Here is a 16,031-nt window from a genome sequence, read left to right on the forward strand (position 1 = left end):
GGAATGGCGCAAGCGCGCCCACAGAAACCGCTCTTTCGCCACTGGGATCCCTCCACCTTCGCTGCAGAAAGGCCGAACGTCGCGCCATTCCCGCGACGGCGCCCGGCCCGCGTTGTTCTTGTCGTTGCCGCCCGCGCGGGCTGTGCCGCGCGCGCTCGCCGCGCTACTTCTTCTCCGCCCTGGCGTATTCCTCGACGAAGCGGCTGTAGATATCGGCGCCGCCCGGCGTGTCCTTCTTCCAGGCGTCGACGACAGGCTTCGTCGCGTCCTTCCATCGGGCGAGTTCTTCCGGGGGCAATTGCCGCATCGTGTACTTGGCGTTCTGCCCGCGCACCGCCTCGAAGTTCTGGGCCTCGAAGCCGATATAGGCCGCGCCGATCATCCGCGACGATTCCTCGCCGATGAAGCGGGCGAAGATCTCCTTCGCCTTGGGCGACAGCCGGTCGTAGAACTCGGCGTTCATGAAGATGGCGGAGGGCAGCATGCCGAAATAGGCGTTGGCGATCTGGTTATCCATCACCTCGCCAAACTTGTACGCCACCAGCGTTCCGCCATTCGCCACGAACCCCTGGACGACTCCCTTGCTGATGGCCTGGTAGGCCTCGGTGAACGGGATCGCCACGGGCGAGGCCCCCAGCGCCGTGAGAGAATCGGCGCTGATCTTGTCCACGGCCCGGATCTTCAGGCCGGCGACGTCTTCCAGCTTCTGGATCGACTTCTTCGTCACCAGCACAACGGGGGGCAGCGTGGTGACGTTGATGACCTTGACCGAGCGGAACTCGTCGCTGATCAGGCCTTTCTCGAACAGCCGCCACAGCGCGATCGAACCCACTTCCGTGTCGTGGCCGAGCCCCGGAAGCATCGAGACGGAGCTCTTCGGAAAGGGCAGGCCTGTATTCGCCAGGATCGCGAAGCCCATGTCGGCGACGCCGCTGACGACGCGGTCCCAGACATTGGTGCCGGTCGCGAACGGCGGCTCGAAGGGCACCACGACGAACTCGCCCTTGCCCGCCGCGTTGAGCGCGTCGACCCAGGGTGCGTACACGCTCTTGTAGATGACGCTGTTGGACGGCATCGTCGTCGCGAACTTGATCGTCGTCTCGGCGGATGCCGGAACGGGACCCGCGGCGAACGCCGCGAGCCCCGCCAGGACGATGCTCTTCCACGAACACAACGCCTTTGTCACGGTCGCCATGCCGCCTTTACTGCGCGTCATTCGTCCTTTCCTCCCTGTTTTTTCTTGTGCAAGCCCGCGCCGGGTTTCGGGCGGGGCGGGCCCGCTTTCCCGGTCTCCCGCTTCGAGCGGGGCACTTACTTTATTTCTAAAGCATCCTAGCGCGACCTTGTCCGCGGTGCAATCGAAAGATGCTCGTTCTCAACCTCGTCCGCGCCGTGCGCGATTTCGAACATTGCAATCAGCGAGCGGCGCCCTGCCGGAGGGGGCGAGTCCGCGCGCTCAGTATTCGGCGACGGCCTGCCCGGCCCAACCGGTGATCGGGTGATACGCGCGGTCGAAGTAGATCAGCCCTTCGGTCGTCGCCGAGAAGGAGACGTCGACGACCTCGCAGAAGAACACGCCGTGCGTGCCCATGTGCTTGACCATGGAGACCCGGCAGTCGAGCGACACGGCGGCGTCGGCCAGCGCCGGGGCTCCCGTCGCCAGCGTCTTCCATTCCACCCCGCTCCACTTCTGCTCGGCGGACAACTGGGCCGTCGAGAACCGTCGCGACAGGTCGACGTGCCGAGGCGCCAGGATGTTGACGCAGACCGCGAGGTTCCGCCGGACAGCCCGGTACGTGGACGCGTTCCGATTGATGCAGACGAGGAGCGTCGGAGGCTGGTCGGTGACGCTGCACACCGAGGAGGCGGTCATGCCTCCCCGGCCGGCGGGGCCGTCCGTGGTGATCAGGCTGACGGACGCGCCCAGCCGCGACATCGCCGCCCGGAACTCGGTCGCATCGACGGTCATCGCGCGGTCCTCCCGACGGTCATCGCTGGGGCCGCGGAGGGTAGTAGAGCGGGTCGGACGGCGTCTCCCCGAGCAGCATGCCGCCCACGATGGAATAGCTCATCGGCGACGCCACCAGGTGCTGGTTGGCCGTGTGAACGTCGCGGAAGCAGCGGTCGAGAACGCTCGGAGCCTTCACCGCCGTGGTTCCCGCCGCGTTGAAGACGAGGTCGACCGCCTCAACCGCCGCGTGATGCGCGTGGGTGATGGCGAGCCGGAACCGCGCCGCCTCGTCGAGCGAGAGCGATCCGCGCTCCGACAGCGCGGCGTGGAGATCCTCGAGCGTCCGGAGCGCGTAGCAGCGGGCGGAGCCCGTCAGCGCCTCGGCCCTGGACAGCGCGCTGAGCGCAAAGGATTGGCGGCTCAGCGGACCCCACGGTGTCTTCTTGCCGAGGCAGATCTCGCGAAACGCCTCGATCGCGGCGCGCGCGATCCCGAGCACGGCCGCCGCGTGGTTGAAGAAGAACATGTTCGGGAAGGCGTAGAGCGGCTCCGGCCGGCGCACCGGCGTCGTGTAGAAATTGAACGTCCGCTCGGCGGGCACGAACATCTGGTCGATGACGAAGTCGTGGCTGCCGGTCCCGCGCAGCCCCGTCGATTGCCACGTGTCGAGAACGGTCATCTCGGACGTGCGGACGAACGCCGCGATGACGGTCGGCTTGCCGGACTTGTCGAGAACGACCTGGCCGCCCTGCCGGACCAGCGCGCCGGCCAGGAACCACTCGGCGTGGCGGACGCCGCTGCCGAACGGCCATTGCCCCGTCAGGACATAGCCTCCCGGCGCGAGTTCGGCGGCCCCGATCGGGGAGGGGACGCCGCCGCTGGGGGCGTCCAGATCGGTGAACATGTCGCGCGCGACATCAGGGTCGAGATAGGCCGCGAAGTGACCGCCATTGCTGCCCACATAGGCGCACCAGCCGGTGGATCCGTCGGCGGCGGCGATCTCCTCGACGACCTCGAATTGCTCTGCCGGGGACAGCTGCGGCCCGCCCCACTCCCTCGGATAGGACATCCGGAAGACGCCGGCCTGCCGCAGCCCCGCCACCACCGCCGGCGGGAGCGTGCGCGCCCGTTCGGCCTCCTCGGCCGCGCCGCGGATCAGGCTTTTCAGGCCGCGCGCTGCTTCCAGGATTCGCCGACCTTCATCCCCCGCCTGGGAGGGATCCGGCGTCGCCACTTGGGCGCGGGTGGCCACGGTCATCTTGTCCGCCTTCCTCCCGGGCGATCGCTCCGGGCTCCGTTGTCATGTCAATCGACGCCTTCCGGGGGATGGCCGCGCGCCGGGTCAGCTTTCGGCGTTGCTGCCGCGGAACGGCCCGTCGCGCCATTCCAGCGCCGCCTTGAGCGACTTCGTGGTCGCGATCCGCAGGAACTCGGCCGTGAACGGGCTCTGGTGGGAGATGGAGTTGAGGTCGACCGTTGTATCGACCGACGGCCCGTAGCCCATGTTGTCGACCCAGCGGTTCACCACCTCCTTGTGGACGGTCAGCATGTCGAGAGGAAGCAGGGCGATCCTCCGGCAATACTTCATCACGTAGGCGTCGAGTTCGTCCGCCGGCACGGCGCGATTGACGATCTGCCACTGCTCGGCCTCGCGACCGTTCACCGTGTCGCCCGTGAACAGCAGCTCCTTCGTCTTCAGCGGCCCGGCCTTGATCGGCAGCAGGCCGAGCGTCGTGGGCAGGCCGAGCGCGCGGGAGGCGGGATGGCCGAGGCAGGCGTCCTCGGCCGCGAAGACGCTGTCGCACACGCCGATCAAGTCGAGGCCGCCGGCCAGGCAGTAGCCGTGGACCTGCGCGACGAGCGGCTTGCGGAAGCGGCGAATCTGCTGGAGCCAGTTCGCCACCTGGCGAAGATTGTCGCGGTCCTGCGCGATGAAGGATTCACCGATGCGGCTGACTTCGTCCTGAGTACGCGCGGGATGACGCTTCTGGCGCGACATGACGTCGTAGCCGCCTTCGAGGTCGTACCCGGCCGAGAAGGCGCGCCCGGCGCCGCGCAGGCGGATGACGCGGATCTCGTCGCCCGGATTGAACCGCTGCAGGACGGCGACGAGTTCGTCGCGCAGCTCGATGCTGATGCTGTTGAGCTTGTCGGGCCGGTTCAGCGTCACCGTCGCGACTGGCCCGTCCGTTTCGACCTGAAGCGTGTTGTACTCCGCCATCGTGCGTGTCCTCCCTGTTTCGTCGTCTTCTTGTGCGCGTCAGCGCAACGCGCCGGATTGCGCGAGCTGTTCGATCTGGTCTGCCGAAAGGCCGAGAAGCTGGCCCAGAACGAAGTGCTCGTGCTCGCCGATGTCGGGCCCCGCGCCCTGGGGTCGCCCCGGAGTTTCGGAGAGCCTGATGCGCGTCGATTCGACATAGCTCGGCCCGCGCCTCGGGTGGCGTACCGGGACAAAATGCTCCCGCGCGATAAGCTGCGGGTCGCGCACGAGGTCGACCCCGGTGACGGCGACATGCGCGGGGACGCCGGCCTGTTGCAGGCGCGCCTCCACCGCCTCGGCGGCCTGCGTCGAGGTCGCTTCCTGGATGGCGTCATCGATCCGCTGGCTGTGGGCGCGGCGCTCCTCGAGGCTGGCGTCGGCGAGGTCGCCGAGGCCGGCCAGGTCGAGGCTCGACAGAAGGGCGCGCCAGTCCGCGTCGTTGCGGACGCTGATCGCCACGAAGCGATCCGACCCGTCGCCCGCCGGGGCGCATCTGTAGGCGTTGTTCGGGCAGCAATGGGGGTCGGCGTTGGCGGCGCGCTCCGCCACGGCTCCAGTGGTCGCGTAGGCGAGGAGTTCGAGGCTCATGAACTGCAGGCCGGTCTCGACCTGCGAGACGTCGATATAGGCGCCCTGTCCCGTCCTGCGCCTGCGATCCAGCGCCGCCAGCAGGCCGATGAGGCTGAAGCGAGGGGCGGTGAAGTCGGTGTAAGGGCCCGAATAACCGGTGGGAAAGAGATCGGGCCAGCCCGTCACGTAGTGAATGCCGGAGAGGCACGATCCGGCGCTGCCGAAACCGGCCATCTTGGCCAGCGGCCCGGCGTTGCCCATCAGGCAGGTGCTGAGCATGATCAGGTCGGGGTTCGTGGCGGTCAGCGCCTCGAAGTCGAGCCCCCATTTCTTCATCGTGCCGGGGCTGAAGGACTCGATGACGATGTCGGCCCAGTCCGCCAGCTTGCGCGCGACGTCGCGGGCTTCCGGCACGGCGAGGTCGAGCGCCAGACCCAGCTTGCCGGCATTGACGTCGCTCGCCAGCGCCGAGTTGTCGCTGCGGATCTGCCCGTTGGTGAAGGGCGAGAGCGCTCTGGCGAGGTCCACGCGCTCCGCCGTTTCCACCCGAACGACGGTGGCGCCGTAGTCGGCCAGCACGCGCCCCACCGAGGGGCCGGCCAGCACCCACGAGAAGTCGGCGACGCGGATGCCTTCGAGCGGAAGCGAGCGCATCAGATCACTCCGTTTGCACGAAGGGCCTCGATGTCGCCGTCCGACAGGCCGACCCAGCGGCGATAGATGTCGGCGTTCGCGGAACCCGGTTCTCCCGGTCCGCCGCGATCCTGGAAGCCGTCGGGGACCGTGCGCGCGAAGCGTCCGACCAGGCGCGGCCCGTCGCTTGCGGGACCCTCGGGGGAGAACCACAGGCCCCGCTCTGCGTGGTGCGGATTGGCGTAGACGTCCGCCACGGAGAAGATCGGCGAGAGCAACAGACGACGCTCGTGCGCCGACGCGAGAAGATCCCGCGTGCCCAAGGTGAGGAAGAACCGGCGGATCGCCTCCTCGAGCCGGCTCCTCTTCGCCTGATCCAGCCCCGCCGCCGCGAATCGTTCGAGCGTCGATCCGCTGGACGAGAGCCCCGAACCCGATGTCTGCGGCAGGTCGCGCCAGTCGAAGACGGCGAATTCCTCGGGCAGCATTCCGGCTTCGTCCATCCAGCGGATGAAGCCGTTGCTGAAATGCCCGGTCGCCGGGCCGGTCGTCAGGGTGAACTGCACGTAGCCATCGCTCGTCCGCCACACCGTCGGGAAGATCGTGACCGCCTGGTCGGGCGGCGCCGCGACATCGTTGACGAGCGGGTAGAGGCCCTGGAGCATGTTGGCGAAGACCATCGAGTTCTGGAACGAGATGTCGACGTGCTGTCCACGGCCGGACCGGGCGCGCTCCGCCAGCGCGAGCAGAGCCCCCGCCACGGCCTCGACGGCCCCGTGGAAATAGCCGTGCAGGGGAGAGCTGATGCGGATCGGCACGCGAGAGCCGACCCGGTTGCGCGAGAGCGTGCCCGAGGCGGCCCAGACGATCAGGTCGCTGTCCGCATAGTCCGCCTTCGGGCCGGTGAGCCCGAACGGACTCATGGTCACGTAGATCAGGCCGGGGTTGGCTTTGGCGAGGCGCTCGTAGCCGAGGTCGAGCGCTTCCAGTTCGGCCGGCGCGCCGGACAGCAGCAGGAAGTCCGCGCCCCTGCACAGCTCGTCGAGGAGGTGGCGGCCCTCCGGGCGGCCGGCATCGCAGGTGACGCTTTTCTTGTTGTAGGAGAGAACCGACCATTGCTCGGGACGCGCCCATGAGACGGGCCATTCCCCGCCGCCTGTGGGCGGCTCCACGGCGACGACCTCGGCGCCCAGGTCGGCGAAGACACGGCCGGCAAGCATTCCCCGGACATCGGTCAGATCCACGACACGGTATCCGTCCAAGAAGCCCATCGACGAAACCCCACCGCCCATTGGTTTGCAGCAACCGACCAAACCACTTTAGTTCTAAAGCATACCGGGTGACAAGGCCCGGCGAGCGTGTGGTGGACGCCCGCGCCTCGCCCATGTCGGGCGGTCAGCGCCCGTCGCCTCGCGCCGGCGACGCCCGTTCGGCCCAGTCGCGGACCACGTCGCCATCCTCGTCGCTGAACCGCGCTCCCGGACGAGCGGTGGACGGCGTCAGGGACAGTTTCGGCGCGGGGCCGGTCCTTATCTTTCCATCCCGGACGACATAGGCGCCTCTGGCCCGGTTGTGCGGGTGAAGCGGCGCTTCGCCAAGGCTCAGGACGGGCGCGAAGCAGGCGTCCGAATCTTCCAAAAGGGCGCACCACTCCGCGCGCGTCCTGCCGGCGAAGATCGCCGCGAGCTTCTGCTTCAGCTTCGGCCAGGACTGTTCGTCGAGCTGGTCGTCGAACTGGGGGTCGTCGATTCCCATCCGGTCGATGAGCTCGCGGTAGAATTGCGGCTCGATCGCCCCGACCGCGATCCAGTGCCCGTCGCGGCACTGGTAGACGTTGTAGAAATGGGCGCCCCCGTCGATGACGTTGCTCTCGCGGCTGTCGCGCCACGTCCCGTCGTCCCACCGGCCGTGGATCATGCTCAGCAGCGACACGGCGGCATCGCTCATGGCGCAATCGACGACCTGCCCCTGCCCGGTCGCTCGCGCATGGTGAAGCGCGGCCAGCACCCCGAGCGCGAGGTGCAGCGCGCCGCCGCCATAGTCGCCGACGAGGTTGAGCGGAATTTGCGGCCGGTCCGCCGTTCCGATGGCGTGCAGCGCGCCGGAGATCGCGATGTAGTTGATGTCGTGCCCGGCGCGCCGGCTTGAGGGGCCGTCCTGGCCCCAACCGGTCATGCGCCCGTACACCAGGCTCGGCCGGTTCGCGAGCGCGACGTCGGGCCCCAGCCCCAGCCGCTCCATCACGCCCGGCCTGTAGCCCTCGATGACGATGTCCGCGCGCACCATCAATGCCATTGCCGCGGCGCGGCCTTCCTCCGACTTCAGGTCGAGGGCGATCGAGCGCCGGCCGCGGTTTTCGGGAGCGAGGGGATCCTGCGGGACCAGGCTCTTGCGGTCGACGCGCACGACATCGGCCCCGAGATCGGCGAGCAGCATCCCGCAGAACGGGACCGGTCCGATCCCCGCGAATTCCAGGACCCGCACATCCGCCAGGGCGCCCCGTTCGGGTCCATTCATCGGTGAAAATCCAGGAGCGCGAGGTCGCGAAGGCCGGCCGGCGGAGTGGCGCCGAGGCCGGGAATGGAAGCATTCGGGCCCTTGCCCGTCAATAAACTTTAGAAATAAAGTTGTCCGGCCGCGCGCGCCTGGCTGGGCATGAAGGATCTTCGGGATGGGGCTGTCTCTCGGCGACATGCATGCCTGGGCGCGGGAGCGCCTGGCGACCGTGGAGGACGGCGCGCCTCTTCCCTCGGTCGACGCGTCGCTCATCGAATTCGCGCTATCGATCTCGCCGTTCTGCCTCGACCTCCGTCGCGCGCGTGACCACGGGTCCACGGCCCTTGCCGGCGGCGCGACGCCGGACCAACTCCACTCCGTCGTGACGCTCGTCTCGGGGGCGGGCGTTCACTCGGTGATGGAAGGCTCCCCTCTGGTCCAGGATTTGCGGGGAGGCGCGACGTCCGGCGAGGACTTCGACGGCGAACGGGCCGAGCTTTGGGCCCGCTATATCGGGGACAGGCCCGTCTGGCGCGCGGTGGAACAGTCGAATCCGGGCTTCCTGAAAGCCCTGGTCCAGCAGTCGCCTGACGGGTTCCGGAATTTCTGCGAGTCGATGCGGCTTCCGTGGAAAGAGAGACGCCTGTCCCCCCGGCTCATCGAGCTGATCTGCATGGCGCTCGATGGCCTTCCCAGCCACCGCTATGGCCCCGGATTCCGGCTTCACCTCGACAACGCCCTCGTCGCCGGCGCGACGAAGCGTCAGATTCTCGAAACGATCGAACTGGCGGCTGTCGAGCGTGTCGTCCCCGGCGTCGAGTGACGCGGCCGTTCCGGGTCAGAACGCCTCCCACCCGTCCGCCCGGCCGCCCGCGGCCACGCGCTGGCGCTTGCGTCTTACGCCGGGGATTGCACGGCGCATCAGCGTCAGAATTCGCTCCAGCCGCCATTGCCGGCGGCGCGCTTGGGGCGCTGGCGGGCGGCGGGCGCGGAGAACGCCGCCTCGGCCATCTGGCGCAGCCGCGCCGGCTCTCGGCGGACAGCTTCGCCGCGCGCCGCGTCGCCGGTCCGCGTGCGGAAGCCGGCCACCAGCTCGTCGAGACGCTCGATCTGCTGGGTGAGCGTCGCGGCGGAGGCGGCGCTCTGCTCGGCGAGCGCGGCGTTCTGCTGCACCATTTCGTCCATGTGGGCGACGGTCTGGCTCATCTCCTCGATTCCGTTGGCCTGTTCGACGGCGGCGGCGGAGATCTCGTTGACCATGGTCGAGACCTTGCTGGAGGCCTCGACGATCTGGCCCAGCGCGTCGCCGGCGGAGCGCACGAGCTGCACGCCCTCCGCCACCTGCGCGGTGGAGGACTGGATCAGCCCCGTGATGTCCTTGGCGGCCTCGCTGGAGCGCTGCGCCAGCGTGCGGACTTCGGAGGCCACCACCGCGAAGCCCTTGCCGGCGTCGCCGGCGCGGGCCGCCTCCACCGCGGCGTTGAGCGCCAGCAGGTTGGTCTGGAAGGCGATGTCGTCGATGACGGACGTGATGTCGGTGATCTTCTGCGAGGCCGCCTCGATGCGCGCCATGGCGTCGACCGCCTTGCGCACGATGCTGCCGCCCGTCTGCGCCACGCCCATGGCCTCCTCGGCGACCACCACGGCCTGCCGAGAGGCGGCGGCGCTGGACTTCACGGAGGCGGCGAGCTGTTCGGTGGTGGCGGCCGTCTCCTCCAGAGACGCGGCCTGGCTCTCGGTGCGCTTGGAGAGGTCGTCGGAGCCCGAATTGATTTCGCGCGCCGCGTTGCCGACATCCTGCGTCGTCGCCTGGATCGTGCTCACCGCTTCGGACAGGCGGACGACCGTGGCGTTGATGGCGTCGCGCAGCTCGCCGAGGCGGCCCGCATACTGGCTGTCGACGGTGCGCGTCAGGTCGCCCGAGGCCACCGCGCCGAGCGCGTCGGCGAACTCGCCGGTCGCCTGGTCGACGACCTCATTGATCTGGTTGACGCTGTCGACGAGCGCGCCGAGCTCCGGAATGCTGGCGCTGGCCCGGGCGCGGCGGGAGAAATCGCCCCGCGCGGCCGCCTCGACCACCGCGCCGACCTCCTTGACGACCTCGGCCATCTCGCGGGCCTGCGCGACGCGACGGTCGGAGCCGGCGCGCTCCTCGGCCTCGAGCGCCCGGGCGTGCGCGGCGTTCTCGCGGAACTGGACGAGAGCGTTGGCCATCACGCCGATCTCGTCGGTGCGGTGCGCGTCGGGCACCTGGGTGGCGAGGTCGCCGCCGGCGATCGCCGCCATGGCGGCGCGGATGCCGTCCAGTCCCTTCAGCACGCGCTTCCACATGAAGCCGCACAGCACGATCACCGAGCCGGCGAGCAGGGCGGTCGTGACGTAGGTCAGCAGCATGAACAGGCCGAGCGAGGACTCCGCCCGCTCGATGGCGCCGGCGGTGCGCTGGTCCAGCAGGACGAAGAAGTCGTCCACCGGCTTCATGATCTGCGCCTTGTAGCGATGGTACTGCGCGGAGTGCAGCAGCTCGCGGGCGCGTTCGGGATCGGCCGGCGCGGGATTGCCGCGCGCGTCCTTGCCTTCCACGGCGTTCATCGCCTCGACCTCGAGGCCGATCAGCCCGTCGGAATTGGCCTTGGCCTCCTCGAGCTTGCCGAACTCCTCGCGCGAGAACCCGGCCTCCTTCATCAGGTCGAGGAGCGCGACGGTGCGGCCCGGCGGGCGGGGCTGTGGATTGCCGGCGGCGACGAAGTCCCAATAGACGCGATGGGCTTCCACCGGCCGCGGCTTCTGCCCGTTCCGGATGGCGATGATGTCGTTGTACTGCTGCTTGTAGGCCGGGTCGCCGGTGACGACGTAGGTGCGCGCCAGGCGCGTCAGGTCATCGGAGCTCTGCCGCATTTCGTCGGCGAGCAGATAGGACGCGTAGCGGGCGTCGTGCGCGTCGCTGACGGCATGGGCCGCGCGCCGGTAACCGACCAGCGCGCCGATCTGAAACAGGCCGGCGACGATGCTGACGCCGACCATCGCGACGAACGTGCTCTTGACGTTGAGCATCCGAAATCTCCTTGGCGCCGCCGGGGGCGGCGCGAAAAATGGCTGCAAGGGAATGAACGATGGAAACGGGGAGGCCGGGTCGCCGAAATCAGGCGACCCGGGCGATGTCGATGAGGGGGATGACCTCGTCGCCCTTGACGACGAGCGCGTCGATCAGAGAGTTCTCGTTGGCGGCGAGCGGCGGCGGGCGCAATTCCCCGCTCGTCACGTCGAGGATGTCGGAGACCGCGTCGGCGAGGATGCCGATGTTGCGGCCGTCGCTGTCGACGACGATGACGACGCTCGCCTTGTCGCGCTCGCTGGCGGCGCGTTCCAGGCGGATGCGCAGGTCATAGACCGCGATCACCTGGCCGCGCAGGTTGATGACGCCGAGCACGTGCGGCTCGGCGTTGGGGATCGACGTGGTGGGTTGCCAGCCCTTGATCTCGCGTACGCCGTCCACCGGCACGCCGAAAGTCTGCTCACCGATCTTGAAGGTGACGATCTGCCGCGGCGCTTGGGCGTTGGCGGTGTCTGTCTCGGTCACTGCTTTTCCCTGCCTCGATGAAGCTCCGCCGAGGCCGCACCGGGCCGCGCCGCGCGAGGAGCGTTGCGTGGACCGGGCGGATCGGAACATCCCGAGTCGCCGGCGGGCTTGACGTTCACAAACAGAGCAGAGTCGAATGAATCTGAAGTTAATGGGGCGAAATTCGACGCTTAATCGTCGAAGATGTCGACCGCTTTCATTTTCAAATGATCTGACCGAAATTAACAAGCGGAAAAAATAATTGCTGTGAAAGCTTGATACAACTCTACGTTGTAGCGTCTGCGCCGGTTGCGATGATCAACATCGGCGCGACGCCCCTTCGCCTTTGCTCCGGGAAGCGGGTGCGGTCAGCCGGCCGGACCGCCAGGTCCATGGTCGTCGTTTTCCGCCTCGCCCGCCCCCGCCGCGAACAGTGCGGTCGCGGCCTGCGTCAGGCGCTCGCGCCAGGCCAGCCGGGCCAGCCAGTCCTCCGGGATGCCGGACAGGCCGTACAGCGCTCCGGCAAGCTGGCCGGCCACGGCGGCGGAGGTGTCGGCGTCCTCGCCGAGATTGGCGGCGAGCAGGACGGCGGAGCGGAAATCCGTGCTGCGCCCGACCGCCCACAGCGCCGCTTCCAGGCAGTGCGCGACGTAGCCGGACCCCCGGATCGTGTCGCGATGGCGGCCCCGCCACGAGCCGGCGGCGATCGGGCCGATGGCGCCGGCGAACGCGCCCGGCCGGGGCGCCAGCACGTCGCGCGCCGGCCGCCCCGCGATGGCCTCGGCCAGGAGCTCGGCGAACAGGCGCGAGGCGTCGATGGCTTCGCTCGCCTGGTGGGTCGTGCGCGTCTGCGCCTCGGCGGCGGCGGCGAGGGCGGCGGGGTTCGCCCAGTAGCGCACGGCGACGGGGGCGAGCCGCATCAGCGCGCCGTTGCCGGCCGTATGCGGCTCGCTCGCCCCGGCGAAGGGGTCGCCGGTGCGCTGGTAACGGCGCAGCGCCGCGTTCACCGTCGTCCCGATGTCGAAGCAATGGCCGGTGCAGGAGGTCGCGCCGTTGTCGCGCCAGTCCAGGAAGCGTTCGATCAGGTCGCGCGGGTCGAGGCCGCCTTGGGCGGCCAGGCTCTCGGCCAGCGCCAGCGCCATGGCGGTGTCGTCCGTCCACTGGCCCGGCGCCAGCCCGAAGGGCCCACCGCCCACCATGTCGGCGAGCCTGGCCGTGGCGGGCTTGGGCTGGAACTCCAGCGTCGTGCCCACCGCGTCGCCGACGGCGAGGCCGATCAGGGCCCCGAGCGCGCGGTCGCGGACCGCCTCGGCCGTACCCGCCCGCGGCCGATCGTCGCCGACGGTGGCTGCGGCCGCGACCCAGCGCTCCTGCGCCGTCGTCTCGACCGCGCCGGGCCGCGCCTGCCGCACGGCGGCGATGGCGTCTTCGGCGGGGTGGCCGAACTCGGCGAGCAGGCGCGCCGCGATCATGCCCGAGCGGCCGAGCCCGCCCTTGCAGTGGACGAGCACGTTCGCTCCGTTGGCCAAAAGCGTGCGCAGCCGCGCCGACCAGTCCGGCCAGCCCGCCTCGAACGCGGCGGAGGGCACGCCGAAATCGGCGATCGGCCAATGGTGCCATTCCATGTTCCGGCGGCGCACCTCCGGCCCGAGCGCGGCGATGCGAAGATCGCGCAGCTCGTGCGCCTCCACCAGCGTCACCACGGCGGCGGCGTTCCACGCGGCGACGGCGTCGAGGTCGCGCCCCAGGTCGCGCGCCCATGCGCCGGTGTGGCCGTCGGCCTGGTGCTTGCCCGGCGCGAAGGTGACGCCGATCAGCCCGTGGCCAGGGGCGGGGCGGACCTCGGCGATCTGGAGCGGATGCGTCTCGCTGGTCCGCGCGCCCGCCATGCTCCCGCCCTTTCCGCTCATGCCGAATCTCCCATCCTTGTCCCGGCCGGCTAGTCTAGCATGCTCGCGCTCCTGCTTTCCCGCGATGGGGGAAATGGGCTACGTCTCGCACCGTGTCCGCTCCGCCCGCCGCCCCCGCCCCGGACGACCTGCCCGCCCGGTTCGCCGCCTGGTTCGCGGCTCGCGGCTGGACGCCCCGCGCGCACCAGCTCGAGCTGCTGCGGCTGGCCCGGCTCGGCCGCTCGGTGCTGCTCGACGCGCCCACCGGCGCGGGCAAGACGCTCGCCGGGTTCCTGCCCACGCTCGTCGAGCTCGCCGACGCGCCGCCGGCTCCGCTGAAGGGGCGCGGGCTGCACACGCTGTACATCTCGCCGCTGAAGGCGCTGGCCGTCGACGTGGCGCGCAATCTCGACGCCCCGGTGGCCGAACTCGGCCTGCCGGTCCGCATCGAGACGCGCACCGGCGACACCTCGGCGCACAAGCGCACAAGGCAGATCGAGCGGCCGCCGGACATCCTGCTCACCACGCCCGAGCAACTGGCGCTGCTGCTGGCGCATCGCGGCGCGGAGGCGCTGTTCGGCTCGCTCCGGCGCGTCGTGCTCGACGAGCTGCACGCGTTGGTCACCTCCAAGCGCGGCGACCTGCTGTCGCTCGGCCTGGCGCGGCTGTGGCGGCTCGCGCCCGGGCTCGGCGCGGTGGGCCTGTCGGCGACGGTGCGCGAGCCGGACGACCTGCGCCGGTTCCTCGTGCCCCAGCTCGCGGCGCAAGCCGCGACCCAAGGCGCGCCGCCGCCGATGGCGGACCTGGTGGTGGCGCGCGGCGGCGCGAAGCCGCGCATCGACATCCTGGAGACCGGCCGCCGGCTGCCGCTGGCCGGGCACATCGCCCAGCACGCCATGGGGGACATCTACGCCGCCATCGCGGCCCACCGCACCACGCTGGTGTTCGTCAACACCCGCATGCAGGCCGAGTTCGTGTTCCAGGAGCTCTGGCGCATCAACGACGAGGGCCTGCCCATCGCGCTGCACCACGGCTCGCTCGACGCCGGCCAGCGCCGCAAGGTCGAGGCGGCGATGACCGCGGGGAAGCTGCGCGGCGTGGTGTGCACCTCGACGCTCGACCTCGGCATCGACTGGGGGGACGTCGACCTCGTGGTCAATGTCGGCGCGCCGAAGGGCGCGAGCCGGCTGATGCAGCGCATCGGCCGCGCCAACCACCGTCTCGATGAGCCGTCGCAGGCGCTGCTCGTGCCCGCCAACCGCTTCGAGATCATGGAATGTCGCGCCGCGCTCGACGCGGTGGCCGACGCCGCGCAGGACACGCCGGAGGCGCGCACCGGCGCGCTCGACGTGCTGGCGCAGCACACGCTCGGCATGGCCTGCGCCGGCGGGTTCGACGCCGACGACTTTTACGAGGAGGTGCGTTCCGCCGCGCCCTACGCGCGGCTCGGGCGCGAGGAGTTCGACCGCGTGGTCGGCTTCGTCGCCACCGGCGGCTACGCCCTGCGCAGCTACGACCGCTTCGCCAAGATCGTGCGGGGCAAGGACGGCCTGTGGCGCGTCGCCAATCCGCGCTTCGCCCAGCAATACCGGATGAATGTCGGCACCATCGTCGAGGAGCCGATGATGAAGGTGCGGCTCGGCCGCGCGCGTCGCGCCGCGCCGGGCTTGCCGGCGCCGCCGCTGCGCGCCGGGCGCGTGCTCGGCGAGGTGGAGGAATATTTCGCCGAGACGCTGACGCCCGGCGACACCTTCGTCTTCGCGGGCGAGGTGCTGCGGTTCGAGGCCATCGTCGAGACCGACGTGCTGGCCTCGCGCACCAGCCCGGGCACGGACCCCAAGGTGCCAGCCTATGCCGGCGGCAAGTTCCCGCTTTCGACCTTCCTGGCCGAGCGCGTGCGCGCCATGCTGGCCGACCCGCGCCAGTGGCGGCGTATGCCGGGCGGCGTGGCCGACTGGCTGGAGACGCAGCGGCGCAAGTCGGTGCTGCCCCGCCGCGACGAAATGCTGGTGGAGACGTTTCCGCGCGCCGGCCGCCATTACCTCGTCTGCTACCCCTTCGAGGGCCGGCTGGCGCACCAGACGCTGGGAATGCTGCTGACCCGCCGGCTGGAGCGCGCGCGGCTGAAGCCGCTCGGCTTCGTCGCCACCGATTACGGCCTGGCGGTATGGGGCCTCGCCGATGTCGGCGCGGCGCTGGCGCAGGGCCGCGTCACGCTCGCCGAGCTGTTCTCGGAGGATATGCTGGGCGACGATCTCGAGGAATGGCTGGCGGAATCGGCGCTGATGAAGCGCACCTTCCGCCACTGCGCCATCATCGCCGGGCTGATCGAGCGGCGCTTCCCCGGCCAGGAGAAGACGCGCCGGCAGGTCACCATGTCGACCGACCTCGTCTACGACGTGCTGCGCCGGCACGAGCCGGACCACGTGCTGCTGCGCGCCACGCGCGCCGATGCGGCCACCGGCCTGCTCGATCTCAAGCGTCTCGCCATGTTGCTCTCCCGAATCAGGGGCGCGATCGTGCACAAGGAGCTGGAGCACGTGTCTCCCCTGGCGGTGTCCGTCATGCTGGAGATCGGGCGCGAGGCGGTCTATGGCGAGGCGGCGGAGGAAATCCTGGCCCGCGCCGAGGCCGAGCTTCTGGAGGAGGCTCTGGCGTGAATGCGCGGGCGGG

Annotated in this window: 12 protein-coding genes; 2 read left to right on the forward strand and 10 right to left on the reverse strand. The window is 70.0% G+C overall.

Annotation, left to right across the window (positions count from 1 at the left end; genetic code table 11):
- Positions 1-163: 163 nt before the first annotated feature.
- The 7 genes from dctP to NK718_RS15820 form a co-directional block, all read right to left on the reverse strand.
- A complete protein-coding gene (gene dctP, locus NK718_RS15790) occupies positions 164-1,216 on the reverse strand; it encodes a TRAP transporter substrate-binding protein DctP (protein ID WP_254744211.1) in 1,053 nt (350 codons plus the stop codon).
- Between the two features lie 240 nt (positions 1,217-1,456).
- Entirely contained in the window at positions 1,457-1,969 is a 513-nt protein-coding gene (locus NK718_RS15795) for a flavin reductase (RefSeq protein ID WP_254744213.1), read from the reverse strand.
- Positions 1,970-1,988: 19 nt separating this feature from the next.
- Entirely contained in the window at positions 1,989-3,209 is a 1,221-nt protein-coding gene (locus NK718_RS15800; RefSeq protein WP_254744215.1) for an acyl-CoA dehydrogenase family protein, read from the reverse strand.
- Positions 3,210-3,293: 84 nt separating this feature from the next.
- Entirely contained in the window at positions 3,294-4,172 is an 879-nt protein-coding gene (locus tag NK718_RS15805) for an enoyl-CoA hydratase-related protein (protein ID WP_254744217.1), read from the reverse strand.
- Positions 4,173-4,211: 39 nt separating this feature from the next.
- Complete coding sequence (locus NK718_RS15810; RefSeq protein ID WP_254744219.1) at positions 4,212-5,435, reverse strand: CaiB/BaiF CoA transferase family protein; 1,224 nt, start codon at positions 5,433-5,435, stop codon at positions 4,212-4,214.
- On the reverse strand, positions 5,435-6,706 hold the full coding sequence (locus NK718_RS15815; RefSeq protein WP_307730371.1) for a CoA transferase: 1,272 nt from the start codon (positions 6,704-6,706) through the stop codon (positions 5,435-5,437). The genes NK718_RS15810 and NK718_RS15815 overlap by 1 nt, the downstream gene beginning before the upstream one ends.
- 103 nt (positions 6,707-6,809) lie before the next feature.
- On the reverse strand, positions 6,810-7,931 hold the full coding sequence (locus NK718_RS15820) for a CaiB/BaiF CoA transferase family protein (RefSeq protein ID WP_254744223.1): 1,122 nt from the start codon (positions 7,929-7,931) through the stop codon (positions 6,810-6,812).
- A gap of 154 nt (positions 7,932-8,085) precedes the next feature.
- On the opposite strand from NK718_RS15820, the gene NK718_RS15825 reads away from it, so the two are divergent.
- Entirely contained in the window at positions 8,086-8,733 is a 648-nt protein-coding gene (locus NK718_RS15825) for a carboxymuconolactone decarboxylase family protein (RefSeq protein ID WP_254744225.1), read from the forward strand.
- 104 nt (positions 8,734-8,837) lie between these two features.
- On the opposite strand, the gene NK718_RS15830 is transcribed toward NK718_RS15825, so the two are convergent.
- The 3 genes from NK718_RS15830 to NK718_RS15840 form a co-directional block, all read right to left on the reverse strand.
- Positions 8,838-10,964, reverse strand: coding sequence for a methyl-accepting chemotaxis protein (locus tag NK718_RS15830; RefSeq protein WP_254744227.1), 2,127 nt, complete (start codon positions 10,962-10,964; stop codon positions 8,838-8,840).
- An 88-nt stretch (positions 10,965-11,052) separates the two neighbouring features.
- Positions 11,053-11,490 carry a chemotaxis protein CheW gene (locus NK718_RS15835; RefSeq protein WP_254744229.1) on the reverse strand — a complete coding sequence of 146 codons (438 nt, stop codon included), beginning with the start codon at positions 11,488-11,490 and terminating at the stop codon, positions 11,053-11,055.
- Between the two features lie 347 nt (positions 11,491-11,837).
- The gene (locus NK718_RS15840) at positions 11,838-13,379 is read right to left on the reverse strand and encodes an ADP-ribosylglycohydrolase family protein (RefSeq protein WP_254744231.1); all 1,542 of its coding nucleotides are present in this window, start codon (positions 13,377-13,379) and stop codon (positions 11,838-11,840) included.
- Between the two features lie 92 nt (positions 13,380-13,471).
- On the opposite strand from NK718_RS15840, the gene NK718_RS15845 reads away from it, so the two are divergent.
- Positions 13,472-16,018 (forward strand): ligase-associated DNA damage response DEXH box helicase, encoded by a 2,547-nt coding sequence (locus NK718_RS15845; RefSeq protein WP_254744233.1) that lies wholly within the window; start codon positions 13,472-13,474, stop codon positions 16,016-16,018.
- Positions 16,019-16,031: the final 13 nt, after the last annotated feature.

Origin of the sequence: Alsobacter ponti (assembly GCF_024294805.1) — a bacterium.
GTDB classification, from domain to species: Bacteria; Pseudomonadota; Alphaproteobacteria; order Rhizobiales; family Beijerinckiaceae; genus Alsobacter; species Alsobacter ponti.

Excerpts from the sequence above, each read along its gene's own strand:
- dctP (WP_254744211.1), bottom strand. The coding sequence starts at position 1,216 with ATGACGCGCAGTAAAGGCGGCATGGCGACCGTGACAAAGGCGTTGTGT.
- NK718_RS15795 (WP_254744213.1), bottom strand. The coding sequence starts at position 1,969 with ATGACCGTCGATGCGACCGAGTTCCGGGCGGCGATGTCGCGGCTGGGC.
- NK718_RS15800 (WP_254744215.1), bottom strand. The coding sequence starts at position 3,209 with ATGACCGTGGCCACCCGCGCCCAAGTGGCGACGCCGGATCCCTCCCAG.
- NK718_RS15805 (WP_254744217.1), bottom strand. The coding sequence starts at position 4,172 with ATGGCGGAGTACAACACGCTTCAGGTCGAAACGGACGGGCCAGTCGCG.
- NK718_RS15810 (WP_254744219.1), bottom strand. The coding sequence starts at position 5,435 with ATGCGCTCGCTTCCGCTCGAAGGCATCCGCGTCGCCGACTTCTCGTGG.
- NK718_RS15815 (WP_307730371.1), bottom strand. The coding sequence starts at position 6,706 with ATGGGCGGTGGGGTTTCGTCGATGGGCTTCTTGGACGGATACCGTGTC.
- NK718_RS15820 (WP_254744223.1), bottom strand. The coding sequence starts at position 7,931 with ATGAATGGACCCGAACGGGGCGCCCTGGCGGATGTGCGGGTCCTGGAA.
- NK718_RS15825 (WP_254744225.1), top strand. The coding sequence starts at position 8,086 with ATGGGGCTGTCTCTCGGCGACATGCATGCCTGGGCGCGGGAGCGCCTG.
- NK718_RS15830 (WP_254744227.1), bottom strand. The coding sequence starts at position 10,964 with ATGCTCAACGTCAAGAGCACGTTCGTCGCGATGGTCGGCGTCAGCATC.
- NK718_RS15840 (WP_254744231.1), bottom strand. The coding sequence starts at position 13,379 with ATGAGCGGAAAGGGCGGGAGCATGGCGGGCGCGCGGACCAGCGAGACG.